At 71.7% G+C, this 26,978-nt stretch carries 27 protein-coding genes and 1 pseudogene; 18 read left to right on the top strand and 10 right to left on the bottom strand.

From position 1 onward, the window contains the following. Positions 1–44 precede the first annotated feature (44 nt). The 3 genes from OFY01_RS16380 to OFY01_RS16370 all read right to left on the bottom strand — a co-directional run bounded on the left by OFY01_RS16380 (position 45) and on the right by OFY01_RS16370 (position 3,332). A complete protein-coding gene (locus OFY01_RS16380) occupies positions 45–1,325 on the bottom strand; it encodes a DUF2637 domain-containing protein (protein WP_266600558.1) in 1,281 nt (426 codons plus the stop codon). Positions 1,326–1,406: 81 nt separating this feature from the next. Continuing rightward, positions 1,407–2,321: a DUF3558 domain-containing protein gene (locus tag OFY01_RS16375; protein ID WP_266600556.1), complete on the bottom strand. Its 915-nt coding sequence runs from the start codon at positions 2,319–2,321 to the stop codon at positions 1,407–1,409. A 138-nt stretch (positions 2,322–2,459) separates the two neighbouring features. Further along, on the bottom strand, positions 2,460–3,332 hold the full coding sequence (locus OFY01_RS16370) for a DUF3558 domain-containing protein (RefSeq protein WP_266600554.1): 873 nt from the start codon (positions 3,330–3,332) through the stop codon (positions 2,460–2,462). Positions 3,333–3,504: 172 nt separating this feature from the next. Here OFY01_RS16370 and OFY01_RS16365 point away from each other — a divergent pair, with 172 nt between their 5' ends. Next, the gene (locus OFY01_RS16365; protein WP_266600552.1) at positions 3,505–4,698 is read left to right on the top strand and encodes an RtcB family protein; all 1,194 of its coding nucleotides are present in this window, start codon (positions 3,505–3,507) and stop codon (positions 4,696–4,698) included. 231 nt (positions 4,699–4,929) lie between these two features. Here OFY01_RS16365 and OFY01_RS16360 read toward each other — a convergent pair whose 3' ends face one another. Beyond that, positions 4,930–5,823 (bottom strand): NADP-dependent oxidoreductase, encoded by an 894-nt coding sequence (locus tag OFY01_RS16360; protein WP_266600550.1) that lies wholly within the window; start codon positions 5,821–5,823, stop codon positions 4,930–4,932. 229 nt (positions 5,824–6,052) lie between these two features. Between OFY01_RS16360 and OFY01_RS16355 the strand changes: the two genes are divergently transcribed. The 4 genes from OFY01_RS16355 (at position 6,053) to OFY01_RS16340 (ending at position 7,907) form a co-directional block, all read left to right on the top strand. Next, a complete protein-coding gene (locus OFY01_RS16355; RefSeq protein ID WP_266600548.1) occupies positions 6,053–6,466 on the top strand; it encodes a winged helix-turn-helix transcriptional regulator in 414 nt (137 codons plus the stop codon). Positions 6,467–6,499: 33 nt separating this feature from the next. Beyond that, entirely contained in the window at positions 6,500–6,832 is a 333-nt protein-coding gene (locus OFY01_RS16350; protein ID WP_266600546.1) for a YnfA family protein, read from the top strand. Positions 6,833–6,923: 91 nt separating this feature from the next. After that, on the top strand, positions 6,924–7,691 hold the full coding sequence (locus OFY01_RS16345; RefSeq protein ID WP_266600544.1) for an SDR family NAD(P)-dependent oxidoreductase: 768 nt from the start codon (positions 6,924–6,926) through the stop codon (positions 7,689–7,691). Between the two features lie 6 nt (positions 7,692–7,697). Next, positions 7,698–7,907 carry a hypothetical protein gene (locus OFY01_RS16340; protein WP_266600592.1) on the top strand — a complete coding sequence of 70 codons (210 nt, stop codon included), beginning with the start codon at positions 7,698–7,700 and terminating at the stop codon, positions 7,905–7,907. 15 nt (positions 7,908–7,922) lie between these two features. Here the strand turns inward: OFY01_RS16340 and OFY01_RS16335 are convergent, their stop codons facing one another. Both OFY01_RS16335 and OFY01_RS16330 read right to left on the bottom strand, forming a co-directional pair. After that, the gene (locus tag OFY01_RS16335; RefSeq protein ID WP_266600542.1) at positions 7,923–9,845 is read right to left on the bottom strand and encodes a hypothetical protein; all 1,923 of its coding nucleotides are present in this window, start codon (positions 9,843–9,845) and stop codon (positions 7,923–7,925) included. A 10-nt stretch (positions 9,846–9,855) separates the two neighbouring features. Further along, positions 9,856–11,163 (bottom strand): glycosyltransferase family 4 protein, encoded by a 1,308-nt coding sequence (locus OFY01_RS16330; RefSeq protein WP_266600540.1) that lies wholly within the window; start codon positions 11,161–11,163, stop codon positions 9,856–9,858. A gap of 191 nt (positions 11,164–11,354) precedes the next feature. On the opposite strand from OFY01_RS16330, the gene OFY01_RS16325 reads away from it, so the two are divergent. From OFY01_RS16325 to OFY01_RS16315, 3 genes are all read left to right on the top strand, one after another. Further along, positions 11,355–12,089 (top strand): response regulator transcription factor, encoded by a 735-nt coding sequence (locus OFY01_RS16325; protein WP_266600538.1) that lies wholly within the window; start codon positions 11,355–11,357, stop codon positions 12,087–12,089. 99 nt (positions 12,090–12,188) lie between these two features. Next, a complete protein-coding gene (locus OFY01_RS16320; RefSeq protein ID WP_266600536.1) occupies positions 12,189–13,838 on the top strand; it encodes a sensor histidine kinase in 1,650 nt (549 codons plus the stop codon). Positions 13,839–13,897: 59 nt separating this feature from the next. Next, positions 13,898–14,776 carry an LLM class flavin-dependent oxidoreductase gene (locus OFY01_RS16315; RefSeq protein ID WP_266600590.1) on the top strand — a complete coding sequence of 293 codons (879 nt, stop codon included), beginning with the start codon at positions 13,898–13,900 and terminating at the stop codon, positions 14,774–14,776. Between the two features lie 171 nt (positions 14,777–14,947). Here the strand turns inward: OFY01_RS16315 and OFY01_RS16310 are convergent, their stop codons facing one another. Next, entirely contained in the window at positions 14,948–15,232 is a 285-nt protein-coding gene (locus OFY01_RS16310) for a GNAT family N-acetyltransferase (RefSeq protein ID WP_266600534.1), read from the bottom strand. A gap of 71 nt (positions 15,233–15,303) precedes the next feature. Here OFY01_RS16310 and OFY01_RS16305 point away from each other — a divergent pair, with 71 nt between their 5' ends. Next, the gene (locus tag OFY01_RS16305) at positions 15,304–16,269 is read left to right on the top strand and encodes a mechanosensitive ion channel family protein (protein ID WP_266600532.1); all 966 of its coding nucleotides are present in this window, start codon (positions 15,304–15,306) and stop codon (positions 16,267–16,269) included. A 33-nt stretch (positions 16,270–16,302) separates the two neighbouring features. Here the strand turns inward: OFY01_RS16305 and OFY01_RS16300 are convergent, their stop codons facing one another. Further along, positions 16,303–16,740 carry a hypothetical protein gene (locus OFY01_RS16300; RefSeq protein ID WP_016640275.1) on the bottom strand — a complete coding sequence of 146 codons (438 nt, stop codon included), beginning with the start codon at positions 16,738–16,740 and terminating at the stop codon, positions 16,303–16,305. Positions 16,741–17,192: 452 nt separating this feature from the next. On the opposite strand from OFY01_RS16300, the gene hemL reads away from it, so the two are divergent. From hemL to ccsB, 7 genes are all read left to right on the top strand, one after another. Continuing rightward, a complete protein-coding gene (gene hemL, locus OFY01_RS16295; protein ID WP_266600529.1) occupies positions 17,193–18,518 on the top strand; it encodes a glutamate-1-semialdehyde 2,1-aminomutase in 1,326 nt (441 codons plus the stop codon). Beyond that, entirely contained in the window at positions 18,515–19,210 is a 696-nt protein-coding gene (locus tag OFY01_RS16290; RefSeq protein ID WP_266600527.1) for a histidine phosphatase family protein, read from the top strand. Before hemL ends, OFY01_RS16290 begins: the two co-directional genes overlap by 4 nt. A gap of 207 nt (positions 19,211–19,417) precedes the next feature. Further along, complete coding sequence (locus tag OFY01_RS16285; RefSeq protein WP_266600525.1) at positions 19,418–20,695, top strand: polysaccharide deacetylase family protein; 1,278 nt, start codon at positions 19,418–19,420, stop codon at positions 20,693–20,695. A 66-nt stretch (positions 20,696–20,761) separates the two neighbouring features. Then, positions 20,762–21,382 carry a TlpA family protein disulfide reductase gene (locus tag OFY01_RS16280; protein ID WP_266600523.1) on the top strand — a complete coding sequence of 207 codons (621 nt, stop codon included), beginning with the start codon at positions 20,762–20,764 and terminating at the stop codon, positions 21,380–21,382. Positions 21,383–21,388: 6 nt separating this feature from the next. Further along, positions 21,389–22,153, top strand: a complete 765-nt coding sequence (locus OFY01_RS16275) for a cytochrome c biogenesis CcdA family protein (protein WP_266600521.1) — start codon at positions 21,389–21,391, stop codon at positions 22,151–22,153. 3 nt (positions 22,154–22,156) lie between these two features. After that, positions 22,157–23,917: a cytochrome c biogenesis protein ResB gene (gene resB, locus OFY01_RS16270; protein WP_266600519.1), complete on the top strand. Its 1,761-nt coding sequence runs from the start codon at positions 22,157–22,159 to the stop codon at positions 23,915–23,917. After that, a complete protein-coding gene (gene ccsB, locus OFY01_RS16265; RefSeq protein ID WP_266600518.1) occupies positions 23,914–25,026 on the top strand; it encodes a c-type cytochrome biogenesis protein CcsB in 1,113 nt (370 codons plus the stop codon). The genes resB and ccsB overlap by 4 nt, the downstream gene beginning before the upstream one ends. Before the next feature lie 19 nt (positions 25,027–25,045). Here ccsB and OFY01_RS16260 read toward each other — a convergent pair whose 3' ends face one another. Further along, complete coding sequence (locus OFY01_RS16260; protein WP_266600516.1) at positions 25,046–25,504, bottom strand: nucleoside deaminase; 459 nt, start codon at positions 25,502–25,504, stop codon at positions 25,046–25,048. Beyond that, on the bottom strand, positions 25,501–25,899 hold the full coding sequence (locus OFY01_RS16255) for a PLD nuclease N-terminal domain-containing protein (RefSeq protein ID WP_266600514.1): 399 nt from the start codon (positions 25,897–25,899) through the stop codon (positions 25,501–25,503). The genes OFY01_RS16260 and OFY01_RS16255 overlap by 4 nt, the downstream gene beginning before the upstream one ends. Positions 25,900–26,080: 181 nt before the next feature. Between OFY01_RS16255 and OFY01_RS16250 the strand changes: the two genes are divergently transcribed. Together OFY01_RS16250 and OFY01_RS16245 are read left to right on the top strand one after the other, a co-directional pair. Then, a complete protein-coding gene (locus tag OFY01_RS16250; RefSeq protein WP_266600512.1) occupies positions 26,081–26,506 on the top strand; it encodes a VOC family protein in 426 nt (141 codons plus the stop codon). 171 nt (positions 26,507–26,677) lie between these two features. Then, positions 26,678–26,974 (top strand): annotated as a pseudogene (locus tag OFY01_RS16245) (glyoxalase); the annotation flags it as partial. Positions 26,975–26,978: the final 4 nt, after the last annotated feature.

The following is a 26,978-nucleotide window of genomic DNA, read 5'->3' as shown; positions in this document are numbered from 1 at the left end:
TCGTGGCCGACGCCGCCCCTCACGCGTGCGTGCCCCGCGCGCCCTCAGGCGATGTGCTCGTCGAGCATGTCCTTGTCGAGCTGTACGGCGAACTGCTCCATGTACCGGTTCACGTCACGCGGCGACAGCCGAATCCCGTACTGCGCCTCGACGTTGGCGGCGAACGCCCCCGGCGTCGGCAGCCCCTCGCCCTCTATCGAGTGCCGGAACACCTGGTACAGGTCGTCGTCGGTGGGGCCTTCGGCCTCCGGCACGCCCTCGCCCAGCGCCCGGGTGCCGCCCGCCCCGTTCGGGACGGGGAAATCGGGCTCGGGCTCCGGCACGAGCTCCGGCGCGGGCTGCGGTACGGGCTGCGGTACGGGGTCGGGGGCGGGCTGCGGCACGGATTCAGATCGCGGCCGCGGCACCGGGATCTGCTGCGGCTGCTCCTCGTACCACCCCTGGTGCTGCTGCTCGGGGATGAACGTCGGCGGCTGGTAGTTCGGGTCGTACCCGCCGTGGTACTCCTTCTGCTTCGGCTCGGCGAACCACTGGCTCGGCGCGTCCGCCGCCGCCTCCGGGTCGACCGGGCGCGGGCCGGACGCCGTCGCCTCCAGCTCGGCGAGCGTCGTGGGCCCCGACGGCAGCAGCTGCGGCTCCACCCCCGCCGCCGCGAGCCCCGCCGCGGCCGTCTCGGCGAGCGGCACCCCGTAACGGGCCAGACGCAGCGGCATGAGCGACTCCACCGGCGCCTTGCGCCGCCAGGCACGTCCGTAACGGGACCGCAGCCGCGCCTGGTAGACGAGACGTTCCTGCTCCAGCTTGATGACCTGCTCGTACGAGCGCAGCTCCCACAGCTTCATCCGCCGCCACAGCCGGAACGTGGGCACCGGCGAAAGCAGCCAGCGCGTCAGCCGCACGCCCTCCATGTGCTTGTCGGCGGTGATGTCCGCGATCCGCCCGATGGCGTGCCGCGCCGCCTCCACGGAGACCACGAAGAGCACCGGGATGACGGCGTGCATGCCGACGCCCAACGGGTCAGGCCAGGCCGCCGCGCCGTTGAACGCGATCGTCGCCGCCGTCAGCAGCCACGCCGTCTGGCGCAGCAGCGGGAACGGTATGCGTATCCAGGTCAGCAGCAGATCGAGCGCGAGCAGCACACAGATGCCCGCGTCCACGCCGATCGGGAAGACGTACGAGAAGTTGCCGAAGCCCTTCTCGACGGCCAGCTTGCGCACGGCCGCGTACGAGCCCGCGAACCCGATCCCCGCGATGACGACCGCACCGGCCACCACCACACCGACGAGTATGCGGTGCGTCCGTGTCAACTTCAGTGGCGCGGCCACTCAGCTCCCCTCCCACTACGGCATGTTGCGCCCAACAGGGTGGCACACGTGAGGCGGGAGTGACCGCGCCAGCCCGGTCGCCTACTGCTTCTTCGCGTCCTTCGACGCGGAAGGAGAGGCCGAGGGGGACGGCTTGGCGGACGACTTCGACGACGTGGAGGACTTCGAGGGCGACGGACTCTCGCCGCTGCCGCCGTCGTTACCGCCCTTGCCGTCCTTACCGCCCTTGCCGTCCTTCATGACGGCGGCGGCGACCTCCTCAGCGGCCTTCTTCGCGTCCTTGGCCAGGTCACCCGCGTCCGGGGTCTTCTCACCGGCGAGGCCGGAACCGTTGTAGTCGATCGTGACGACCACGTTGTCCAGGCGCGTGACGAGTGTCTGCTCCCTGGACGTGACGTCCTCGCTCTTGCCGCTCTTGCCGTCCTTCTTCTTGGACTTGCCCGAGTCGTCCTTGTACGTCCGGTCGTACTGGACCAGCGTCGACGCGTCACCGCCCTTCACGGCCGCGTCGGACGCCTTGACGTGCTTCGCGCCGTCCGTGCCCTTCGCGTCCGCGACCTGCTTCGCGTAGTAGTCCGCGGCGAGCTTCGCGCCGCTGCCGCGGTTCAGGTCGGAGTCGAAACGGACCAGCGACACGTTGAGCCAGCGGTACTGCGAGCCCTTCACACCCTTGTTGTCCAGGCTCGACCACGAGCAGCTCGCGCGCGTCGACTCGTCGTCCGAGGAACCCGCCTTGCGGTCGCCCTTCGGCACCAGGTCGCCCAGCGTCTTCTTGGAGAGCGCCGAACAGGCCCGCGGCAGCGACGTGTACGTGACCGGCGCGGGCTTCCTCGTCTTCTCCGCGGCGGTCGTCGCCGACGACTTCGCCCCCGAGTCCTTCGCGGATCCGTCGGAGCCGGAACCCGAGCCGGACGAGCAGCCGGCCACGACGAGGACCGCCGGCACGGCGGCCGCGCAGACGAGGGTGCGGGTGAGTCGCTTGGTCGGACGGTGCATAGTTCCTTCACTAGAACGGCGACAGGACCACGGACCCCGGCGGCCGACGCGGCCACCGGAGTCCGAGGGGCTACGGTACGCGGAAGCCGACGGGCGCGCCTCGCCTTCCCGAGAGCCGCGATCGCCGCCCGAGGTGCCCTATTCGCCGAACTTTCCGACCAGCTTTCCGGCCAGTTCCCGCGCTGTGTCCTGCATTTCCTTGCTGTCCGGGGCGGTACCGGCGGCCCCCGCCTGGGCCTCGTACTCGACGGTCACCAGGACGTTGGACGTGCGGAACACCACAGTCACCGTGCGGTGCGGAGAGGCCGCGGGACCGGCCTCGACGTCGTCGACGAACGCCTCGTCGCCGAGCCCGTCGAGCAGCCGGGGCTGAAGATCGTCGCCGCCGCTGTCACCACTGTCGCCGGACGGAGTGGCGGACGCCGCCCCGGAGGAGCCCGGACTCGGCACGCCGCCGTCGCCGGGCGTGGCAGACGCATCGGAGGCACCGGATGTGCCGGACGAGCCCGACGTGTCCGACGAGCCCGACGCGTCGGACGACGACACATCCGGCAGTCCCGCCGCGTCCACCCGCTTCGCGAACAACGCCCCCGCCCGGTCGTCGTCGCTCACGGTCGGGTCGTACGACACCACCCGCTCGAAGTCCAGCTTCAGCCGGTGTGCCGAACCGTCCGCCGCCGTGTCCTTCCAGCTGCACCCGACGCGGCGGCCCGTGTCGTACGTGACGGCCGCCGTACCGGCGTACGCCTTCTCCCGCTGATCGTCGTCCGGGAGCTTCGCGATGCCCGGCAGCATCTTGTCCAGCATGCCCTTGTCCACGACACCGCACGGTTCGGGCAGCGTGTGGTACTTGCCCGGCTTGACCGTGGCCGCACTGGCGCTCGCCCCGCCCGGTTTCGCGTCGCCCGCCGCGCCGTCGGAACCGGAGGCCGCGGAACAGCCGGTCAGCAGCGCCGCCAGAAGCGCGGCGGCGCCGGGCAGGTACGCGTACGACTTGCGCTTCCGCTGCACCGTTGAGGCTCCTCACTGCGAAAACTCGGTTGCCGGGTGGGTCGGCCGACGATGACCATGTCTATCGCACGCACTGCCGTGGACGCCGGTCCGGCATCCGTTTCGTCGACCTTGGCTCCGGTATCTGCGCTTTCTGATGTTGAATGGATTTGAACGGCTTTCGGGGGATCTCATGCCTTACACGGAAGTACCGGGTGCGAAGGTTCCCATCCGGATGTGGACGGACCCCGCGTCCGTCGAGGACGCGGCCATGCAGCAGTTGCGGAACGTCTCGGCCCTGCCGTGGATCAAGGGCCTGGCCGTCATGCCGGACGTCCACTACGGCAAGGGCGCGACGGTCGGTTCGGTGATCGCGATGCGGGGCGCGGTGTGCCCGGCGGCGGTCGGCGTCGACATCGGCTGCGGCATGAGCGCGGTGAAGACGTCCCTGACGGCGAACGACCTCCCGGGCGACCTCTCCCGCCTCCGCTCCAAGATCGAGCAGGCGATTCCGGTGGGCCGGGGGATGCATGACGATCCGGTGGACCCGGGGCGGTTCCACGGCCTCGCGACGGCCGGGTGGGACGACTTCTGGGGGCGGTTCGGCGGGGTGGCCGAGGCCGTCAGGTTCCGGGAGGGGCGGGCTCACAAGCAGATGGGAACCCTCGGAGCCGGAAACCACTTCGTCGAGTTCTGTCTCGACACGTCTGATGCGGTCTGGCTCATGCTGCACTCCGGATCCCGGAACATCGGCAAGGAGCTCGCCGACCATCACATCGGCGTCGCGCAGAAACTCCCGCACAACCAGAACCTCGTCGACCGCGACCTCGCCGTCTTCATCTCGGACACTCCGCAGATGGCCGCCTACCGCAACGACCTGTTCTGGGCGCAGGAGTACGCCAAGTACAACCGCACGCTCATGATGGCGCTCTTCAAGGACGTCGTCCGCAAGGAGTTCAGGAAGGCGAAGCCGACCTTCGAGCCGGAGATCAGCGCTCACCACAACTACGTGAGTGAGGAGCGCTACGACGGCATGGACCTCCTGGTCACCCGCAAGGGCGCGATCCGCGCGGGCTCGGGCGAGTACGGGATCATCCCGGGCTCCATGGGCACCGGCTCGTACATCGTGAAGGGCCTCGGCAACGCGGCGTCCTTCAACTCCGCCTCGCACGGCGCCGGGCGGCGGATGAGCCGTAACGCCGCGAAGAAGCGTTTCTCGACGCGGGACCTGGAGGAGCAGACGCGGGGCGTGGAGTGCCGTAAGGACTCCGGCGTCGTGGACGAGATCCCGGGTGCGTACAAGCCGATCGAGCAGGTCATCGATCAGCAGCGCGACCTCGTGGAGGTCGTGGCGAAGCTCAAGCAGGTCGTCTGCGTGAAGGGCTGAACCAGGAACCGAACCGGCGGCAGGGCCGGAGCCCTCGCCGGGCTCCGCCCCTGCCCCGCTGGTCTCGCACCATGCCGGGCCGCGCGTCACGGCATGACCACGGCGACGTGACGGCCCCTCAGTGGCGCGGCGACGGCGGCCGGTGAGCCGCGGGAGGCCGCGGTCGGCGGCTCCCGCGGCTCTGCCCGCGTCACGCGTTCCTCGTCCCTCGTCGCGCGCCGCCCGACCCGGTCACGGGATCAGGACCAGGCGACCCCGTACGCCGCCCTCGGCCAGCCGCGCATGTGCCTGTGCCGCCTCCGCGAGGGGGTAGGTGTGGGCGACGCGCGCGGTCAACGTGCCCTTGTCGGTCAGGCGTGCCAGTTCTGCCAGACGCGTGCCGTCCGCTGCCACCTCCACCGCCTCGGTGCGCACCCCGCGCTCCGGGGCGGGCGCGGCGCCCGGAATCACGCCGACGTACCGGCCCCCGTCCCGCACCCACGCCAGTGCGTCCGCACCGATGACCGCCGCGTCGAGCACGGCGTCCACGGGGGCGGGCGGCGTCGTGCCGCGCGGTACGAAGTGGGGCGCGCCGAACGAGCGGACCAGCTCCTCGTCCCCCTCGCCCGCGTACCCGGTCACGTCGATGCCCTGGTGCGCGGCGAGCTGCACCGCGTACCCGCCGACCGCGCCCGCGGCGCCCGTGACGAGCAGGGACTGGCCGGGCTTCAGATCGAGCAGGTCGAGGGCCTGGGCGGCGGTGAGGGTGTTGAGGGGAAGCGTGGCGGCGTGTGTGAGGTCCAGGGTCGTGGGCGCGGCGGCGGCCGCGGAGGCGGCCACGACCACGTGTTCGGCATGCGCGCCGAGGGGTCCGCCCACTCCGTGGTGCAGGGCGATCACCTGGTCGCCGACCTGCCATCCGGAGCCGTCGCCGACGGCGTCGACCGTGCCGGCCACGTCCCAGCCGAGGCCGAGCCGCCTGCCCTCCCCTCCGAAGGCCCCGGCCCGCACCGCCGCGTCGACGGGGTTCAGGGCGGTCGCGGCGACCTTGACGCGGATCTGTCCGGCGGCCGGTTCGGGGCGCTCGATGTCGACGATCTCGACCGCTTCCGGACCGCCGAAGACCGTGACCACTGCTGCTCGCATGACAACTCCCTTATTGCGTCGAATGATTCGTATGTGCGTGGATTGCTTACGCTTTCCTTTCCGCAGTGATGACCATAGGGAGTGTTACTCTCTTTTGGTAAGTACGTACGTGGAGGTGCGTACGTCACCGCGAAGTGCGTACCGGGGGCGCGCACAGCGGCGCGTACCAGGGGCGCGTACCAGAAGCGCGTACCAGGGGTGCGTCCGGAACACGGGAGGGTTTCGGCTGATGGCGACGATGACGGCGGCGCAGCGCCGCGAGCAGGCGCGGGTCGCGTACGACGCGTTCCTGCGGGACTGCCCGACCAACCAGCTGCTCGCGCGGCTCAGCGACAAGTGGGTGAGCCTCGTGGTCGCCGCGCTCGCCGCGCACGACGGGCCGATGCGCTACTCCGACCTCGGGCGCCGGATCGCGGGCGTGAGCCAGAAGATGCTGACGCAGACGCTGCGGGCGCTTGAGCGGGACGGGATCGTGGGGCGGACGGTCACGCCGTCCGTGCCGGTGCGGGTCGACTACGAGCTGACCGAACTCGGGCGGAGCCTCAGCGGCCTGCTGGTCGCGGTGAAGGAATGGGCCGAGGCACACATGGACGAGGTGGCGGTGGCCCGCGACCGCTACGACCAGGAGACGGCGGCCGTCTGAGCCCCGGCGCCGGGGCATGGCACGCTGTGCTGCATGCTCGTCGCCCGTTCCGTGCTCCTGTTCGTCGTGGCCGCCCTGTTCGAGATCGGTGGGGCGTGGCTGGTGTGGCAGGGAGTGCGGGAGCACCGGGGGTGGGTGTGGGTCGGGGCGGGGGTGGTCGCGCTCGGTCTCTACGGGTTCGTGGCGACCTTGCAGCCCGATGCGCAGTTCGGGCGGATCCTGGCGGCGTACGGCGGCGTCTTCGTGGCCGGGTCGATCGCCTGGGGGATGGTGGCCGACGGATACCGGCCGACTCGGTGGGACGTCGTGGGCGCCGTGATCTGTCTGGTCGGGATGGCCGTGATCATGTACGCGCCCCGGGACTGAGGCTCCTGCCGCAGCGGGGGCCGTGTGCGGCGCGACGTACTCTGGACGGGATATCCGCGTCTGCGCTGTCTTGCCGTTCTAGGAGTAGCCCATGGCCCCCGCCCCCGCTTCCCGTATCGCCGTCGTCACCGGCGCCAGCGGTGGTATCGGTGCCGCGACGGCGCGGCGGCTGGCGGCGGCCGGGTACCGGGTGGTGCTCACCGCCCGGCGCAAGGACCGGATCGAGGCGGTCGCCGAGGAGATCACGGCGGCCGGGCACGACGCCGTCGCGTACCAGCTCGACGTGACCGACCGGGCCGCCGTCGACGAGTTCGCCACCGCCTTCAAGACCGTCGGCGTCCTCGTCAACAACGCCGGTGGCGCGCTCGGCGCGGACCCCGTGGCCTCGGGCGACCCGGAGCAGTGGCGGCAGATGTACGAGACGAACGTCATCGGCACGCTCAACGTCACGCAGGCGCTGCTGCCCGCCCTGACCGCGTCCGGTGACGGCACGGTCGTGGTCGTCTCGTCGACCGCCGGGCACGCCACGTACGAGGGCGGCGCCGGTTACGTCGCCGCCAAGCACGCGGAGCACGTGCTCGCGGAGACGCTGCGGCTGGAGATCGTGGGGACGCCGGTGCGGGTGATCGAGGTCGCGCCGGGTCTCGTGAAGACGGACGAGTTCGCGCTGAACCGGTTCGGCGGGGACGCGCGGAAGGCCGCCAAGGTGTACGAGGGAGTCGCCGAGCCGCTGACCGCCGACGACGTGGCGGACACCGTCTCGTGGGCGGTGACGCGACCGCCCCACGTCAACATCGACCTGCTGGTGGTGCGGCCGCGGGCACAGGCGTCCAACACCAAACTCCACCGGGAAGCGTGAGACGGCATGGCCGAACAGACGCCAGGGGCCGTGCCCGAGCCCGCGCCCGGGGCGGTTCCCGATCCGCTGGACATGCTCCAGCGCGAGTACGACGAGAAGCGGGCCGCCCGGGAGAAGAAGGGCGAGCGGTACATGTGGTGGTACCTCGCCTACTTCCTGTTCGGCATCCACGTCGTCGCGTTCGTCATGATCTACGCGGTCACCCACGCCAAGTAGCCGAACCGACGGCCCTCACGGCCGCGGTGCCGGTGCCTTCCACGCCGTCAGGCCGCCGGAGTGCGGCAGCTTGTACGGGGTCCAGTCGCGGGCCCAGCGGGGCGGCTTGTGGTGGCCCGAGGTGAGAGTGGCCGTGGGGACCTGTGTGGCGCGCCGGAGCAGGGCGGCACGGGTGGTGTTCCGGTTGTTGCCGTGGGTCTCGGCGGACGAGCAGCCCGCCGCGTAGCCGATGGGCAGGGCGCGGACGCCGGAGACGAGGCAGGGCGGGGTGAGGCCCATGCTGTGCAGTGCGCGGGCGGCGGCGACGTAGCGGGCGTCGCCGCGCGCGGTCGACCCTGCCTTGGCCTGGGCGACGGTGCACTGGGAGGCCAGTTGCAGCGCGAGCACGACGGTCGCGGCGACGGCGACCGGGCGGGGTGTGCGCAGACGGCGCAGCAGGACGGCCAGGGGGAGGGAGAGCAGCGCGTAGGCGGGGAGCAGAAAGCGCGGGGCCGAGTAGGCGATGAGCAGGAGGTAGGGGGCGGCCATGCTCGCGGCGCAGGCCACCGGGAGGACGGTGGGGGCGGCGGGGCGTACGTGGCGTGCGCGCAGGGCGACGTAGAGCGCGGCGGCGGCGAGGAGCGGGAGGGCCGGCCACCACAGGGCCAGGAGGGGCTGTTGGGGCGGTCCCGCTGTGCAGGGGCGGCACAGGAGGGGGCCGTTGACGGCGTGCCAGGCGGTGCCGAAGTTGAGGTGGAGGCCCATGTGGCCTTCGGTGGCGCTGGAGACGTGGAGGCGTTGGGTGACGCCGCCCCAGCGGATGTACGCCTCGGCGATCCATTGGGCGAGCCCGGCGGCGGAGCCCGCGGCGAGCCACCACAGGGTGTGCTTGCGGCCGCGTACGAGGAAGGCGGCGACGCCGAGAGTTGCGACGAGCCACACCACGTCGGAGGCGCGGAAGAGGGCGACGACCGCGACGCACGCGGCGAGTGGGACGCCGGTGCGCCATGCGGCCCGGCCGGCCGGTGCGCGCAGGAACCAGCCGACGGCGCCGACGGAGGCGAACGCCACCCACAGGTTGGGCATGGCCATCGAGCCGGAGAGCAGCGCCATCCACAGGCTGCCGAAGAGGAGCGCGGCGAGTGCGGTGGTGCGGGCTCCGACGAGGGGGCGCCACACCCGGAACGCGGTGTACAGGCAGAGAGTGGAGACGAGGGCGAGGACGACGCGCAGGGTGAGGATCGAGCCGGTGGCGGCGACGATCGGTGCGGTGAGGAAGCTGGTGCCGCGGGAGCGCGGGGCGCTGAAGAAGACGGTGGGGTGACGCGGGTCGTACTGCGAGATGTAGACGGACTCGTCCCAGCCGAGCGCGTGGGAGAGCTGCGGCACGACGAGGATCAGCTGGGCGAGCAGGTACAGCGCGGCGACGGCGGCCAGCCAGAGGTCGGGGCGCGCCCGGAGGAGGTCGGCGACGGGTCGCCGGGCCGTGCGGGGGCGGGAGGACGCCGGGGCGGCGAGGGAGCCGGCGCGGCCGACGCGGCCGACGCGGGTTCGGGTGGCGGTGGCGCTGGCGGTGGCGCTGGCGGTGGCGGTCGCGGCGCCCGGGACTGGAGCCGGGGTCGGACCGGGGGTGGCGTGGGCGATTCCCGGGGCTGGGGCTGGGGCTGGGGCTGGGGCCGGGGTCGGGGTCGGGCCGTGGGTGGTGTGGGTGATTCCCGCAGGCGCGGCGGGGCCGGGGGTGGCGTGGGCGATGCGCAGGGTGGCGGAGGCCCTGCCGCCTGACGCCGCCCACGCCGTCAGGGCCCGTTCGCCCGCCGCCGCCCAGTGCGCCAGCGCGCGGGCGGCGTACTCGCGGACGGCCCGCGCCCGGTCACCGAGCGGCGGGGCGGCCACGGCCCGCGCCCACCGGCCTGCCGAAGCCGGCTCCGGGTGACCGGGGGGCGGTTGGGTGCGGGACATGCGGAGGGCGTCAGGGATGCTTCGGTCGTGCGCTGCCATGGGCGGTCCTGTGTCGGCGGTCATGCGAGGTACCCCCTCCTCCGCCCGGCCGCGAGGAGCGCAGCGAGCGGGTCTTTCTGCGTGCCCAGTCGGCGGCGCGGGCACTCAGCCGCTGCCATGCACGACGACGGCGGGTGGCTTTGAGTTCCGAGAAGAGCGCCCCATATTGCGCCACAATCGGCTCCGGGTCGAACCGACGGGCCGAGGCGAGGGCGGCTTCACCCATGGTGCGGCGGGCTTCCGGGTTCTCGATGAGCCCGGTGACCGCCTCGGCGACGGCGCGCGCGTCCCCGAGGGGGACGAGTCGCCCGTCGACGCCGTCGGTGATGATCTCGGCGGGGCCGAGCGGGGCGTCGGTGCTGACGACGGGTACGCCGCAGCGCATCGCCTCCACCAGCGTCATCCCGAAGGACTCGGCGTCCGACGTGCTCACCACGATCGAGGCGCGGGCGAACTCCGGCTCGATCGGTGAGACCGCGCCCATGAGGCGTGCGCGGCCGGTCAGGCCGAGGCCGGCGATGAGGTCGCGCAGGCGTGCTTCCTGGGCTCCGCCGCCGTAGATCCGCAGTTCCCAGCCGGGTTCATGCGCGGCGACGGCCGCGAACGCCTCCAGCAGCAGGTCGTAGCGCTTGCCGGGGGCGAGACGGCCCGCCGCGGCGATGATCTTCGAGGTGCCGTCGGAGGGGGCCACGGAGGTGGGCGGCACGATGTTCGGCACGGACAGCACCCGCACCCCGGGCATCGGCATCTTCGCCCGGTACACGGCCGCGTCCGCCCGCGTCATGGTGACGACGGCGTCGAGCGTGCGGTAGTGGCGGGCGAGCACGGCGCGCAGCTTCTTGCTGTGGGCCTCGTAGCGCAGGTGTTCCTGTGCGATGCGGACGGCGCGCTCCGGGCCCCACAGGGAGAGGTAGACGTTGATGCCGGGGCGGGTGCCGATGACGACGTCCGCGTCGCACCGCTGCTCCAGGTACTCGCGTACGCGCAGGTCGTGCAGGCGGTTGTACTGCTTGTACCGCTTCTCGGCGGTGGGGAAGTCCCGCGACGGCTGCTGGTAGGCCGCTTCCCTGGTGTCCGCGCTGCCTTCGCGCGTGTCCACGAGCGGTACGAGCGTGATCCGCGGGTCGACGGTGAACCGAGGGGCCTGCCGGTGCCGGGACATGGACACGATCTCGACCTCGTGGCCGCCGTGCTCGGTCAGCGCGGCGGCGAGGTTGAGAGTGGTGCGCACCGTGCCGCCGATGGCGTACACGTTGTGCAGCAGGAACACGATCTTCATGCGGTGTGCCTTCCCCGGCGGTCGTCCGTCCGGACCGTGACGTCCTCCGTACGAGGCCCTCGTTCGTCGCGCGTCAGCGTGCGCGCGACAGGTAAGTCGCCGCTCCGCACCTGGTGAGAGCCGAGTAAGAAGCCCTGCTGAGGTCACTCGACCGGGCGATCCGGGTCGAGGCTCCAGGCACACTGGGCGATGTGTCACAGTCATGCGCCGACAAACCCGCCGAGTCCGACAAGCCGACGCTCCTCCTCGCCGAGGACGACCGGGCGATCCGCCATGCCCTTGAGCGCGCCCTGACGCTGGAGGGGTATGCCGTCACGGCCGTCGCCGACGGTGTGGAGGCGCTCGCCGCGGCGCACCGTGAGGCGCCGGACGCGCTGGTCCTGGATGTGATGATGCCGGGCATCGACGGGCTGCAGGTGTGCCGGGTGCTGCGCGCCGAGGGCGACCGGACGCCCATCCTGATGCTGACCGCGCTGGTGGAGACGCCGGACCGGATCGCGGGCCTGGACGCGGGGGCGGACGACTATGTGGTCAAGCCGTTCGACGTGGAGGAGGTCTTCGCCCGGTTGCGCGCCCTGCTGCGCCGCACCACGCCGGAGCCCGAGCCGGAGCCCGAGGTGCACGGGCAGGTCACGGCGGCCGATCTGCACATCGACCCGCAGGCCAGGCGCGCCTGGCGTGGCACCCGTGAGCTGGAGCTGACCCGCACCGAGTTCGACCTGCTGGAGCTGTTGGCCCGCAACGCGGGGATCGTCCTCGACCACGCGACGATCTACGACCGGATCTGGGGCTACGACTTCGGCCCCGGCTCGAAGAACCTGGCGGTGTACGTCGGCTACCTGCGCCGCAAGGTGGACGAGCCGCACGGCGGTGTGCCGCTGATCCACACGGTCCGGGGCGTCGGCTACGTCCTGAGGGACGACTAGGGTCTGCGGGGGCTGTCCGATGGGCCAGGACGCACCCGGGCCGACCGCGGACAGGCCGGCCCGCACGCGCCTGACAGATCCCGCCGATGGCGGGCGGCGATGGCGGACGGCGCGAACAACCACGGGGGCGACCACGCGAGCGACGATGAGAGCAACCAGACGAACGGCCCCGAGAACGGCCCCATGAACAGTCACGCGAACGGCTACCCGAGCGATCGGACGGACAGCCCCCGGAGCGACCCGACGGGCGGCGCCCCGACGGGCGGCGCCCCGAGGAGCAGCCGTCGGGGCACCCCGCTGAGCCGCCGCCCGAAGCCCGCAGTGCGCGAGAGGCACTGGTTGCGCGGGCCCCAGAGCCTGCGCACGAAGCTCGCCGTGGCGTTCGCCGTCGTCGCGGCGGGCGTCACCACGCTGGTCGGTTTCCTCTCCTACAACGCCGCCGCGGGGCTCGTCCGCGTCGACCAGCGTGCCGTCTTCACGGAGGTCGTCCACGACCTGCGCGACCAGGTGCGACAGCGGAACCTCGACGCCGACGACTTCAGCGCCGCCGACCCGGACCACGACGGGCCGCGCGACGACGTGACCCGGCCCACCAGAACCGATGTGCAGGTCCTCGGCCCGGACGGCCGCGTGGTCGACCACGGCGAGCCGGCCCTGCCCGTCACCGGTGACATGCGCGACACGGCGAGGGACCAGGAGGCCGGGCGGGTGGTCACCGACGACGACGTGCGCATCCGCGGCGACGAGTACCGCATGGCGACGGTCTCGCTCGGCGGAGGGCGGGGCGCGGTGCAGGTCGCCCAGGAGTTCAGTGACACCGAGGACCTGCTGCGCCGCTTGCAGGACCGGACGCTGCTGTTCGCCGGGGCGGTGATCGCCGGGGCGGGCCTCTTCGGCTGGTGGCTGGCGCGCCGTGTCACCTCGCGGCTCGTCCGGCTCGCCGGGACCGCCGAGAACGTCGCGACCACCGGACGGCTCGACGTGGCGGTGCCGGTCGAGGGCGGCGACGAGGTCGGCAGTCTGGGCCGGTCCTTCGACCGGATGCTGGGGCGGCTCGCCCGCTCGGTGGAGGACCAGCGGCGCCTGGTGCAGGACGCGGGGCACGAGCTGCGTACGCCGCTCACGTCGCTGCGTACGAACATCTCGCTGCTGCGCCGCATCGAGGAGCTGCCGCCCGCCGCCCGTGAGGAACTGGTCGCCGATCTCGCCGAGGAGTCCCGCGAGCTGACCGACCTGGTCAACGAGCTGGTGGAACTCGCGGCGGGCAAGGAGGACGACGAGCCGGTGACGGAGGTGGCGCTCGCGCAGACCGCGCGGGACGTCGCGGTCCTCGTGCGCCGCCGTACCGGCCGCACCGTCACGGTCGGCGCCACCGGGGACACCACGGTCGCGGGCCGCGCCGCGCAGTTGCAGCGGGCGCTGTCCAACCTGGTGGAGAACGCCGCGAAGTTCGACACCGACAGTTCGCACCCCATCGAGATCACGGTCGACCGGGTCGCGGAGGGCGTGCGGGTGGCCGTCATGGACCGCGGCCCCGGCATCGACGCGGACACCGCCGAGAACGCGTCCCGCCTCTTCGACCGCTTCTACCGTGCGCCCGCCGCGCGCAGCCTGCCCGGTTCGGGGCTCGGCCTGTCGATCGTGCGGGAGGTCGTGGCGGCGCACGGCGGGACGCCGTTCGCGCGGCCCCGCGAGGGCGGCGGAGCGGTGATCGGGTTCGTGGTGCGCGGAGTCGACGCCGAAGGGTGACGGGTTCCGAGAATCCGGTGGAGTAGGGCCGCGGGCCGGGTCACGATGCACCCATGGGTATGCGCTTCTCGATCAACATCCCGAACTTCGGTGACTTCGCCGACGCCCGTACGGTCGCCAGGACCGCCGTGGCCGCCGAACAGGCGGGCTGGGACGGCCTGTTCGTGTGGGACCACGTCGTGCACGACAAGAAGGAGCGGCGGGGCACGCCGTTCGGCGATCCGTGGATGCTGCTGACCGCCGCCGCGCTCGCCACGTCCCGCATCCGGCTGGGCACGCTGGTCACGGCGGTGCCGCGGTACCGGCCCGAGCAGTTGGCGCGGCAGGTCGCGACGCTGGACGCCGCCAGCGGTGGCCGGGTGGTGTTCACGGCCGGGCTCGGCGGCCCGGCCGACGACGAGTACGGCAGCTTCGGCGACACGGTCGACCGGGTGGTGCACGCCGAGCGCCTCGACGAGTCCCTCGGCCTGCTCGCCCGCTACTGGTCCGGCGACCCGGTCGACCACGCCGGCGCCCACTACACGGCCCGGGACGTGGCGCTGCTGCCCGCCACGGTGCAGCGGCCCCGCCCGCCGGTCTGGCTCGGCGGCTTCTGGCCCAACCGCCGCCCGATGCGCCGCGCGGCCCGCTGGGACGGCGCGGTGCCGCTCTTCGCCGACGCGCCGCACGGGGTGCCGCCGACGCCCGGACAGGTCCGAGAAGTCGTCTCGTACGTCGCCGAGCACCGCGAGCGCGGTGAGGGCCGTGAGCGACCGGAGCCGTTCGAGATCGTGGTCGGCGGCGCGACCGTGCCCGGCCCCGAGGCCCTCGACGTGGTCGGCCCGCTGGCGGACGCGGGCGCCACGTGGTGGGACGAACGCCAACTCCAGACCGGCCCCGACCTCGACCGCTACGAGCCGGTCCTGCGCCGAGTGGAGGCGGGTCCGCCGCGCGTGTGACCTGGATGGGGGGCCGCGCCTGTGTCCGCGCCTGTGTCCGCGCGCGGTGCGGCTCTCGCACGGCTCTCCGCTCCGGCCGCTGCCCGGCTCCGTCGTCGGCGGTGGCGCCCGCGTGGCGGGGCCGGTCGCGCGAACGTGTACCGAATCCGCTCCCGCGCCCCCGCGAGCCGGCTAGGAACCGGCCCAGACCAGCTCACCGTCGACCGTCTCGGGCGTCGCCGCGAGGCCGAGCGCCCGGGCGACCCGCGCGGACGCGTCGTGGCCGGGGTGGATGTGGGCGCGCAGCCCGCGCACCCCGGCGCCGCGCAGCCACCGCGTCATCGCCAGGGCCCCTTCCGTCGCGTAGCCCCGGCCCTGGAAGGGGTGCCCGACCACCCAGGCCACCTCGGCCCCGACGTCACCTCGGTGAGGGGCGGGGTCCGGGCATGAGGGGACCGTAGCGGCTTTGACCGGCACGCGGGTCGCAAGTACGTTCGTTGGCTCGCGCAGGTATACGCACACGTTCGTACGAAGGAGAGGCGCCCGCCGTGCAGATTGCGACCAGTGGGGACCAGGGGGTGCCGGAAGCCGCCAACTGGTTCCGGGACAACGCGGGGGCACTCATCGGCCACGCGATCAACATCGCCATCATCGTGGTGGGCGCGTTCGTCGTGCGGGCGCTCGCCAAGCGCGCGATCTCCCGTGTCGTCCATCACATCCTCCAGCAGAGCGGCCGCGGCCCGGCCGTCCTCCAGCGCGACAACGGCAAGGCGGGCGAGCGGCGCGAGCAGCGCGCCAGGACCATCGGGACGGTGCTGAGCAGCATCGTCTCCGTGGTCATCGCCCTGGTGGCGCTCGCCATGGTGCTCGGTGAGATCGGTATCGCGCTCGGCCCGCTGCTCGCCAGTGCGGGCGTGGTCGGTCTGGCGATCGGTTTCGGCGCGCAGAACCTGGTCGCCGACTACCTGTCCGGGCTGTTGATCATGGTGGAGGACCAGTACGGCGTCGGTGACTTCGTCGACCTCGGTGAGGCGGTCGGCGAGGTCGAGCAGGTCGGCCTCCGGCTCACGCAGGTCCGCGACCTGGACGGCGGCCTGTGGCACATCCGCAACGGCGAGATCCGGCGCGTCAAGAACAGCAGCCAGGACTGGGGCCGCGCCCTCCTGGACGTCGGCGTCGCCTACGACTCGAACCTGGACACGGTGTACGAGGTGCTCGAACGCACGGGCCGTGAGCTGCGCGACGACCCGCGGACCGGGCCGCTGCTCCTGGAGGAGCCGTCGGTGTGGGGCGTGCAGTCGCTCGACGCGGACGCGGTCGTCGTGCGGATGGCCGTGAAGACCCGGCCGCTTGAGCAGTGGGGCGTCACGCGCGAGCTGCGCCGCCGGGTCAAGGACAACCTGGACGCGGCCGGCGTCGAGATCCCGTTCCAGCAGCGCACGGTGTGGATGCGGCACGCGGACGACGACGGCGACGAGAGCGCGGTGCCGCGGGGGCGGAAGGCCACGGCGTAGCCGCCGGCCGCGCGTGTACTGCCTGGTGCCCCGTCAGGGCCACACCAGGCAGTACGCCTGATGCCCCGCGTCGTGCAGGCGGTGCGAGAAGTCCTGCCACTCGTGCAGCAGCTGGTACACGTTGAACGCGTCGCGCGGGCCGCCCCGGTCGGGGACGGTCGACCAGATGAACGCGGCGGCGCCCACGGACTCCTCGCCGATGCCGCGCAGCGGGTCCACGACCGTCATCGGGAGCTTCACGACCGCGTAGTCGGGGTGCAGGACGACCAGTTCGAGCGGGGGCACCTTGTGCAGGGGTATGCCCTCGATGCCGGTGAGGACCATCGCGGCCATCGTCTCCGGCTTGATCTTCGTGAACATGCCGCCCATGCCCAGCTCGTCGCCGCCGAGCTCCTCGGGGCGCATGGAGATCGGGACGCGGGCCGCCGTCGCGCCGTCGGGCGCGCCGAAGTACTTGTAGGTCACCCCCACCCGGCCACCATTCCCGCTCCCCGCCACCCTCTGGCTGCGCGCCACTGTCTCGTCGTGCCGGCCGTCGCGCCGGTGCCTTCCCCGCCTGGCACGCCGGGGGCCCAGGTCGTCGGTACCCTCGCCCAGTCCGCCGCCACCGCGATGCATACTCTCCACCCGACTGCCGTCCCCGGGCGCAAGGCCCTTTTCTAGGCCGCGCGACCGCCGACGCGCAACCCGATCATCCCGATCATCGTGTCAGTGACCTCCCCCACGGTCACCCGCCGAAACGTACGAGTGAAACAACTGCGCGAGTGGTCGGCCCACGCAGGCGAGTGCCGGTGCGCACGCATGGCGTCACGCAGTCCGTACAGATGCCGTACAGGGTTGGTGATGAGGCAAGTCTAGGTGGCGAGGGCGGGGTGCGGGAGCGTGCCGGAGGGTCCGTTCGCGCGGGCCGTACGCTGAGAGGCATGGCAGAGGCGAACAACATCCCCTATCCCTACGAGGCGCCGGTCTCGCAAGGGCTCTTCGACCGTGCGTCCGTCGTCACGCCCGGTGGCGTGAACTCTCCGGTGCGCGCGTTCCGCGCCGTGGGCGGTACGCCCCGTTTCATGGTGTCGGGTACGGGTCCGTACCTGACGGACGCGGACGGGCGCGAGTATGTCGACCTGGTGTGCTCGTGGGGGCCGATGATCCTCGGCCATTCCCACCCGGAGGTCGTCGCGGCGGTGCAGGCGGCCGTCGCGCGCGGCACCTCGTTCGGTACACCCGGCGAGGGCGAGGTCGAGCTCGCCGAGGAGATCGTCGCGCGGATCGGGCCGGTCGAGCAGGTGCGGCTCGTGTCGTCCGGTACGGAAGCGACGATGTCGGCGATCCGGCTGGCGCGCGGTTTCACGGGCCGGGCCAAGGTGATCAAGTTCGCCGGGTGCTACCACGGCCACGTGGACGCGCTGCTCGCCGCCGCCGGGTCGGGCGTCGCCACGTTCGCCCTGCCGGACACGCCGGGGGTGACCGGGGCGCAGGCCGGTGACACGGTCGTGCTGCCGTACAACGACATCGAGGCGGTGCGGGCCGCGTTCGCCGCGCACCCCGGTGAGATCGCCTGTGTCATCACGGAGGCATCGCCCGGCAACATGGGCGTGGTCCCGCCGCGTGACGGCTTCAACGCCGCGCTGAAGGCCGTCTGCCAGGAGAACGGCGCCCTGTACATCTCCGACGAGGTGATGACCGGGTTCCGTACGTCGAGGGCCGGATGGTTCGGCGTGGACGGGGTCGTGCCCGACCTCATGACCTTCGGCAAGGTGATGGGCGGCGGGTTCCCGGCCGCCGCGTTCGGCGGGCGCGCCGACGTGATGGCGCACCTGGCCCCGGCCGGGCCCGTCTACCAGGCGGGCACGCTCTCCGGCAACCCGGTCGCCACCGCCGCGGGCGTCGCGCAGCTGCGGCTGCTCGACGACGCCGCGTACGCGAAGGTCGACGCGGTCAGCGAGCAGCTGCGCTCCCTGGTCGGCGCCGCGCTCACCAAGGAGGGGGTGGCGCACCGCGTGCAGAACGCGTCCAACATGTTCTCCGTCTTCTTCACCGACGCAGAGGTGCGTGACTACGAGGGCGCCAAGGCGCAGGAGTCGTTCCGCTTCACCGCGTTCTTCCACTCGATGCTGGAGCAGGGCGTGTACCTGCCGCCGTCGGCGTTCGAGTCGTGGTTCGTGTCGACCGCGCACGACGAGCGGGCGGTCGAGCGGGTCGCCGCCGCGCTGCCCGCCGCCGCCCGCGCCGCAGCGGAGGCGACGGCATGAGCGAGCGCGGCACGGAGAGCGGCGACGTGACCGTCGTCCACCTGATGCGGCACGGCGAGGTCCACAACCCGACCGGCGTGCTGTACGGGCGGCTGCCCGACTACCACCTGTCCGAGCTCGGCCGGCAGATGGCCGACCGGGTCGCCGACCATCTCGCCGAGCGTGACATCACGTACGTGTGCGCGTCGCCGCTGGAGCGGGCGCAGGAGACGGCCACGCCGATCGCGAAGGCGCACGGTCTGGACATCGCCACGGACGACCGGCTCATCGAGGCGTCCAACGTGTTCCAGGGCAAGACGTTCGGCGTCGGTGACGGCGCGCTGCGCAAGCCGGGCAACTGGAAGCACCTGGTCAACCCGTTCAAGCCGTCGTGGGGCGAGCCGTACGTCGACCTGGTCGTGCGGATGATGCGCGCGCTCGACGCCGCCAAGGACGCGGCGCGCGGCCATGAGGCGGTCCTGGTCAGCCACCAGCTGCCGATCTGGACGGTCCGCTCGTACGTGGAGCGGCGCAGGCTCTGGCACGACCCGCGCAAGCGGCAGTGCACGCTCGCCTCGCTGACGACGTTCACGTACCAGGGCGACACGATCGTGTCCGTGGGCTACAGCGAGCCCGCGCGTGATCTGGTGCCCGCGCATCTGCGGGCCGGTGCCAAGCCGGTGAAGGGCAAGGACAAGGCGTTCGGCGCCTGAGCGGTTCCGCGCCCGAGCCCGTTCGCTGCCGCGTCGTCCGTGACGTCGTACGTGACGTGTGGGCGGGGCCGTCGTCAACCGGCGGCTCCGCGCACGCCCCGGCAAAGTACCGCAAATACGCCGCACGTAGCGGAACCCGCGTGTTCGTCCCACCCTCTAACGGGGTGCCCGTCCGAACGGGTGCACGGCGCGATGAATGGGGACGGTATGCGTGATCTCAGCCGAAGGGGAATGCTCGGTGCGGGAGCCGGAGTCGCGGCCGCCGCGGCTCTCGCCGGATGCGGGGCCGGACACGCCTCGCACAACAACGGCAAGGGCAAGGGAGAGGGCGGCGGGCACGGGCACGGCGGAGGCGGTGCCGACGGCTCCGACGGGCAGCAGCGGCCGAAGGCGCGTCCGATCGGTGACGGCTCGACCGCGTACACCGGCAGGCAGCCGAACCAGCCGGCCGCGCCGCGGAAGCTGGAACCGGGCGAGAAGCCGCCGCAGTTCGTCATCTTCTCCTGGGACGGCGCGGGCGAGGTGGGCAACGGCCTGTACCCGCGCTTCCTCAAGCTCGCCAAGGACCACGGCGCGCACATGACGTTCTTCCTCTCGGGGCTGTATCTGCTGCCCGAGAGCAAGAAGCGCCTCTACCACCCGCCGAACAACCCGGTGGGCTCCTCCGCCATCGACTTCCTCACCGACGAGCACGTCAAGCTGACGCTGAGGTACACGCGCCGGGCCTGGCTCGAGGGTCACGAGGTGGGCACCCACTTCAACGGCCACTTCTGCACGGGCTCGGGTTCCGTCGCCAACTGGACGCCCGCGCAGTGGCGCAGCGAGATCGACCAGGCGAAGACGTTCGTGAAGACCTGGCGGACCAACACCGGCTGGCACGACGAGCCGCCGCTGCCGTTCGACTACGACAAGGAGCTCGTCGGCTCCCGCGCGCCCTGCCTGCTCGGCCAGAGGAACCTGCTGCCCACGGCCCGCGCGCTCGGCTGGCGCTACGACGCGTCCTCGCCGGGCGGCCGCCAGGTCTGGCCGACGAAGAACAACGGGGTGTGGGACCTGCCGCTCCAGGCGATCCCGTTCCCCGGGCACAGCTTCGAGGTCCTGTCGATGGACTACAACATGCTCGCCAACCAGTCGAGGAACTCGACGAAGGCGCCCGCCCACAACTATCCGGGCTGGCGCACACAGGCCACGAACTCGTACATCGCGGGATTCAAGCGTGCGTACGAGACAAACCGGGCGCCGTTCTTCGTCGGCAACCACTTCGAGGAATGGAACGGCGGCATCTACATGGACGCCGTCGAGGGCGCCCTCAAACACATCGCGTCCGTCGCCGAGAAGAACCGCGACGTACGGCTCGTCTCCTTCCGGCAGTTCGTCGACTGGATGGACGCGCAGGACCCGAAGGTGCTTCAGCGGCTGCGCGGCCTCGATGTCGGACAGCGGCCCGACGGAGGCTGGAAGAGCTACCTCGCCGACGCCGCCTGACGTGGCGTTTTCCATGGGTGAGGGGGGTGCGGAAGATCCCCTAAACAGACATGCGAAACTTTTCACATGAGTGCCGCCTGCCGCGCCCCCCGCACCACCGCGACCAAGCGCCGCGCCGCCCAGCTGACCGTCGGCGCCGCCGTCGTCGCCCTCGCCCTGACGGCGTGCAGTTCGGGCGGCACGTCGGGCGGGGGCAACAACACCAACTTCGTGACCGGTTCCGGCGGCATCGACACCGTCAAGAAGGGCGACCGGCACGACGCCCCCGACCTCAAGGGCAAGAGCCTCGAAGGCAAGCAGCTCGACACGGCCGACTACAAGGGCAAGGTCCTCGTCCTCAACGTCTGGGGCTCCTGGTGCCCGCCCTGCCGCGCCGAGGCACCCAACTTCGCGAAGGTGGCCAAGGACACCAAGTCGAAGGGCGTGCAGTTCCTCGGCATCAACACGCGGGACACCAGCACCAGCCCGGCCAAGGAGTTCGAGAAGGACAAGGGCATCCCGTACCCGAGCTTCTACGACCCCACCGGCAAGCTGCTCCTGAGGTTCGAGAAGGGCACGCTCAATCCGCAGGCGATCCCCTCCACGATCGTCGTCGACCGGGAGGGCAAGATCGCCGCGCGCTCCCTGAAGCCGCTCAGCGAGTCGAGCCTGCGCGAGATGCTCGCCCCGATCATCGCGGAGAAGTGAGCGACGGTGCCCCCCACACTCACCACGCTCGCCGCCGGTGACACGATCACCGACGGCGCCCTGCTCCTGGCGATCCCGATCGCGCTGCTGGGCGGTCTCGTCTCCTTCTTCTCGCCGTGCGTGCTGCCGCTCGTGCCGGGCTACCTCTCGTACGTCACCGGCATGACCGGCGCCGACCTGATGGAGGCGCGGCGCGGCCGGATGGCGGCGGGCGCCGGACTGTTCGTGCTCGGCTTCACCGCGGTGTTCGCCTCGACCGGCGCCCTGTTCGGGTTCTTCGGCCAGACGCTCCAGGAGTACCAGGACACGTTGAGCAAGGTGCTCGGCGTGCTGATGATCCTCATGGGCGCCTTCTTCATGGGGCTCATGCCGTGGATGAGCCAGCGGGAGTTCCGCTTCCACAAGCGCCCCGCGACGGGCCTCGTCGGCGCCCCGCTGCTCGGCGCGCTGTTCGGCATCGGCTGGACGCCCTGCATCGGCCCGACGCTCGGATCGGTGATGGTCCTGTCCTCGCAGCAGGGCAGCGCCGGCCGGGGGGCGATACTGACCGTCGCCTACTGCTTCGGCCTCGGTATCCCCTTCATCGTGGCGGCCGTCGCCTTCCGCAAGGCCCTCGGTGCCTTCGGCTGGGTGAAGAGGCATTACACGTGGGTGCTGCGGATCGGCGGCATCATGATGATCCTGACCGGGGTCCTCCTGCTCACGGGTGCGTGGGACGCGCTCGTGGGGCAGATGCGGACCTGGTCCAGCGGCTTCCAGGTGGGAATCTGATCCATGAGTGACACGCAGCAAGGGGCGCGGGAAACCGCACAGGGCCCGAACCCGACGACCAACGAAGATCCCTCCGAGCTGGAGGCCGCCTCCCAACTCAGCACCGCGCCCGTCGAGGACCGGGCGCCGAACATGCCCACCCTGGGCGTGATCGGCTGGATCCGCTGGTTCTGGCGACAGCTGACCTCCATGCGGGTCGCGCTGATCCTGCTGTTCATGCTGTCGATCGGCGCGATCCCCGGCTCGCTCATCCCGCAGTCGGGCAAGAGCCCGCTCAAGGTCGACGACTTCCGCAAGTCGCACACCACGCTCGCGCCGATCTACGACAAGCTCGGCCTCTTCCACGTCTACAGCTCGGTGTGGTTCTCCGCGATCTACATCCTGCTGTTCGTCTCCCTCATCGGCTGCATCATCCCGCGCACCTGGCAGTTCGTCGGCCAGCTGCGCGGCCGCCCGCCGCGCGCCCCCCGGCGTCTTGACCGGATGCCCGCGTACGCGACCTGGCGCACCGAGGCCACCCCGGACGAGGTGAACTCCGCCGCGCTGTCGCTGCTGCGCGGCCGCCGCTTCCGCGCGCACGCGCACGCGGCGGACGGTTCGGTCGCCGCCGAGAAGGGCTACCTGCGAGAGGTCGGCAACCTCGCCTTCCACGTCGCGTTGATCGTGATGCTGATCGCCTTCGCCTACGGCCAGTTGTTCAAGTACGAGGGAGGCAAGCTGGTCGTCGAGGGCGACGGCTTCGCCAACACCCTCACCCAGTACGACGAGTTCCAGTCCGGCAGCCTCTTCAACAGCGACACCGACCTGCCGCCGTTCAGCTTCACCCTCGACAAGTTCACGGGGACGTACGAGCGCAACGGCCCGGAGAAGGGCACCGCCCGCACCTTCCAGGCGACGGTCACGTACAGCAACGGCGACGACGGCAAGCCCGCCAGGAAGACCATCCGCGTCAACCACCCGTTGGACATCGACGGCACGAAGATCTTCCTCAACGGCCACGGGTACGCGGTCCACGTCACGGTCCGCGACGGCAAGGGCAAGACGGTCTCCGACCAGTACGTGCCGATGCTGCCACTGGACTCCAACATCACCTCGCAGGGCGCCATCAAGGTGATGGACGGCTACCGCGACGCCCGGGGCAAGAAGGAACAGCTGGGCTTCAACGCCTGGTTCGTGCCGACGTTCGCCGGTGCGGGCAAGGGCACGATGTTCTCCCAGTTCCCGGCGCTCGACTACCCCGTGCTGGCGCTCAACGCGCAGCACGGGGACCTCGGCGTCGACGCGGGCCTGCCGCAGAACGTGTACCAGCTCGACACCACCCACATGAAGCCGTACAAGGACGCCGATGGCAACCTGCTCAAGGCGCGGCTGCTGCCCGGCGAGACCATGAAGCTGCCCGGCGGCAACGGCTCGATCACGTTCGACAAGGACATCAAGGAATGGGCCACCTTCCAGATCGCCCACTCGCCCGGTGACGGCTGGGCGCTGGGCGGGGCGATCGCCGCGATCGCGGGCCTGGCCGGTTCCCTGTTCATCCAGCGCCGCCGCGTATGGGTGCGCGCCACCGAGGGCCCCGACGGCGTGACCGTCGTCGAGATGGCGGGCCTGGGCCGCAGCGAGTCGGCGAAGCTCCCGGAGGAGCTCGGCGACCTGGTCGGCCAGCTGCACGACAAGGCGCCCAGCGCACCCGAAAGGGTCACCGGCGCACCCGAACCCGCTGAAACAACCACCGCTGTTCCTGCCGCCGAAGGGGCTGAGGAATGAATCTCGCCGCCCAGACCAACGAGAACCTGGCACACATCAGTAACGTCCTCATCTACTCGGCCATGGCCGTGTACCTGCTGGCGTTCTTCGCCAACATGGCCGAGTGGATCTTCGGCAGCCGCAGCAAGGTCGGCCGTACCGCCGCCGCCCTCACCGGCAGCCGCGACGCGGCCGAGACCGCCGAGGCGGCCGCCGCCGCGCCGTCGGTGAAGGTGCGCGGCAAGCAGGCGGGCGGCGCGGGCACCGCCGTCCTGGAGCGTCCCAAGGTCGTCGTCCGCGCCGCCGCGGGCGCCCGCGACGTACCCGACGGGCCCGGCGCCTCCGGCGGCGACGAGCAGGGCGACATGTACGGCCGGATCGCGATCTCGCTCACGGTCCTCGCCTTCCTCGTCGAGTTCGGCGGGGTGCTGACCCGCGCGCTCTCGGTGCAGCGGGCGCCGTGGGGCAACATGTACGAGTTCAACATCACGTTCTCGACGGTGGCCGTCGGCGTCTACCTGACACTGCTCGCGCTGAAGAAGAACATCCGCTGGCTCGGCCTGCCGCTGATCACCACCGTCCTGCTCGACCTCGGCCTGGCCGTCACGGTCCTGTACACGGCGAGCGACCAGCTGGTGCCCGCCCTCCACTCGTACTGGCTGTACATCCACGTCTCGACGGCGATCATCTGCGGCGCGGTCTTCTACGTCGGCGCGGTCGGCACGATCCTCTACCTGTTCAAGGACAGCTACGAGAACAAGCTCGCCACCGGCGGGCAGCCCGGCAGCTTCGCCACCTCCGTCCTGGAGCGGCTGCCGTCCTCGCAGTCCCTGGACAAGTTCTCCTACCGCGTCAACGCGGCCGTCTTCCCGCTGTGGACGTTCACGATCATCGCCGGTTCCATCTGGGCGGGCGACGCCTGGGGCCGCTACTGGGGCTGGGACCCGAAGGAGACCTGGTCGTTCATCACCTGGGTCGCCTACGCCTGCTACCTGCACGCCCGCGCGACCGCCGGCTGGAAGGGCCGCAAGGCCGCGTACCTGGCGATGATCGCCTTCGCCTGCTGGATCTTCAACTACTACGGCGTCAACATCTTCGTCACCGGCAAGCACTCGTACGCGGGCGTGTAGGCCCGCTCGGCGGCGTCGGCTACACGCCGATGTCCTCGTTCCACAACTGAGGTCGCGTGGCGATGAACTCGTCCATCATCGCCACGCACCCGGGATCGTCGAGCAGGACGATCTCGACGCCGTGCTCCGCCAGCCAGTCGTGCCCGCCGTGGAACGTGCGGGCCTCGCCGATCACCACCCGTGAGATCCCGAACTGCCGCACCAGGCCGGAGCAGTACCAGCACGGACTGAGCGTCGTCACCATCGTCGTGCCCCGGTACGAGCGCTGCCGTCCGGCCGCCCGGAACGCGTCGGTCTCGCCGTGCGCCGACGGATCGTCGTCCTGTACGCGGCGGTTGTGGCCACGGCCAAGGACCGCGCCGTCGGCGGAGTACAGGGCGGCGCCGATCGGGATGCCGCCCTCGGCGAGCCCGGCCCGCGCCTCCTCGACGGCGGTCGCCAGCCACGCCCGCGCCAGCTCGTGGTCGAGTGGGATCACACCTGCTCCTCGCCCTGCCCGCGCTCGCGGCGGCGCAGTTCCTCCTCGCGGCGGCGCAGGTCCGCCTCCCAGTCCTTGAGGAGAGCTTCGTCCTTCTTGTTCTCCTCCTTGAGCGAGCGGAGGAACTCCGGGTTGTCGTCCGGCGCGACGTACGCGGCGGACCGGTGGGTGCGGTGCCACTCGGACGGCGTGGAGCCACCGGCCGGGACGGTGCGGTGCTTGCCCGCGACGAGCCAGGCGATCGGGCCGACGAGCACCTCGCCGAAGAACAGGATGATGAGCACCCACACCACCCTGGGCAGGCCCCTGACCTCTTCCTCCGGGGTGTTCAGGCAGTCGATGAACGCGTAGATCCACAGGCCGAGGACCAGCAGGTACGGCAGGTAGCGAAACACGGTGTCGCGATCCCCCCAGGGTGCGGCGAAACGGGGGCGTGGGCCCCGATGACCGGCTCAGGGTAGCGGGTGGGTGTGACGCCTTCGGGGCGGTGGCCGGGCGGTGCCCGCCGGGCGGGCCCTCGGGCATCGGTCAGGAATCGAGAAGCGCGTCCGGGGGGCCGCGCCTAACGTCGGATCCATGGACATCACCATTCACACCACGGCCCTCCCGCACACCGACCCGGAGGAGTCCGTCGCCTTCTACCGCGACATCCTCGGCTTCGAGGTCCGCACCGACGTGGGCCAGGGCGCCATGCGCTGGATCACCGTCGGCCCCGTCGGCCAGCCCGGCACCTCCATCCTCCTGGCGCCGCCCGCCGCCGACCCGGGCATCACCGACGACGAGCGCCGCACCATCACCGAGATGATGGCCAAGGGCACCTACGGCTGGATCCTGCTGGCCACCCACGACCTCGACGGCACGTTCGAGAAGGTGCAGGCGGGCGGCGCCGAGGTCGTCCAGGAGCCCACGCTGCAGCCGTACGGCATCCGCGACTGCGCCTTCCGGGACCCGGCCGGGAACCTGGTCCGCATCCAGGAGCTCTCCGACGCGCCCAAGGTCTGAGGGGAGGCGCATCGCGCATGTGCCACCCCGAATGGGCCCGCGCACGCGCCGCCGCGCACGCGGCGGCGTGCCCGTCCCCGCCCCCGCCCCCGCCTCCGCCTTCACCCCTGCCCTCGCCCCGGGCCTCGTCGCCGTCCTGACACCCGTACGAAGACCCACCACCCCACGCCGAAGGCGACGAAGGAGTTCTACGTCGGACACGGCCTGAAGGTCGGCAAGAGCTTCGGCGGCAAGTACGCGGAGTTCACCGCCGACGCCGGTGACCCGGTCAAGCTCGCCCTCTACAAGCGGGGCGCCCTGGCCAAGGAGCTCGGTGTCGCGGCCGACGGCACCGGCTCGCACCGCATCGTCATCGGCGGCGCGCGCACCGCCTCCTTCACCGACCCCGACGGCTTCGCCTGGGAGGCCGGAGCGGAGCACGGACAGTCGGGGTCGGGTGCCCCGGGCACGGTCGGGCTTACGGGATGACAAA

The sequence above is a fragment of the Streptomyces beihaiensis genome (assembly GCF_026274175.1).
GTDB lineage: Bacteria > Actinomycetota > Actinomycetes > Streptomycetales > Streptomycetaceae > Streptomyces > Streptomyces beihaiensis.
The sequence above is the reverse complement of the archived record's forward strand: the minus strand, read 5'-3'. Positions and strand labels throughout refer to the sequence as shown.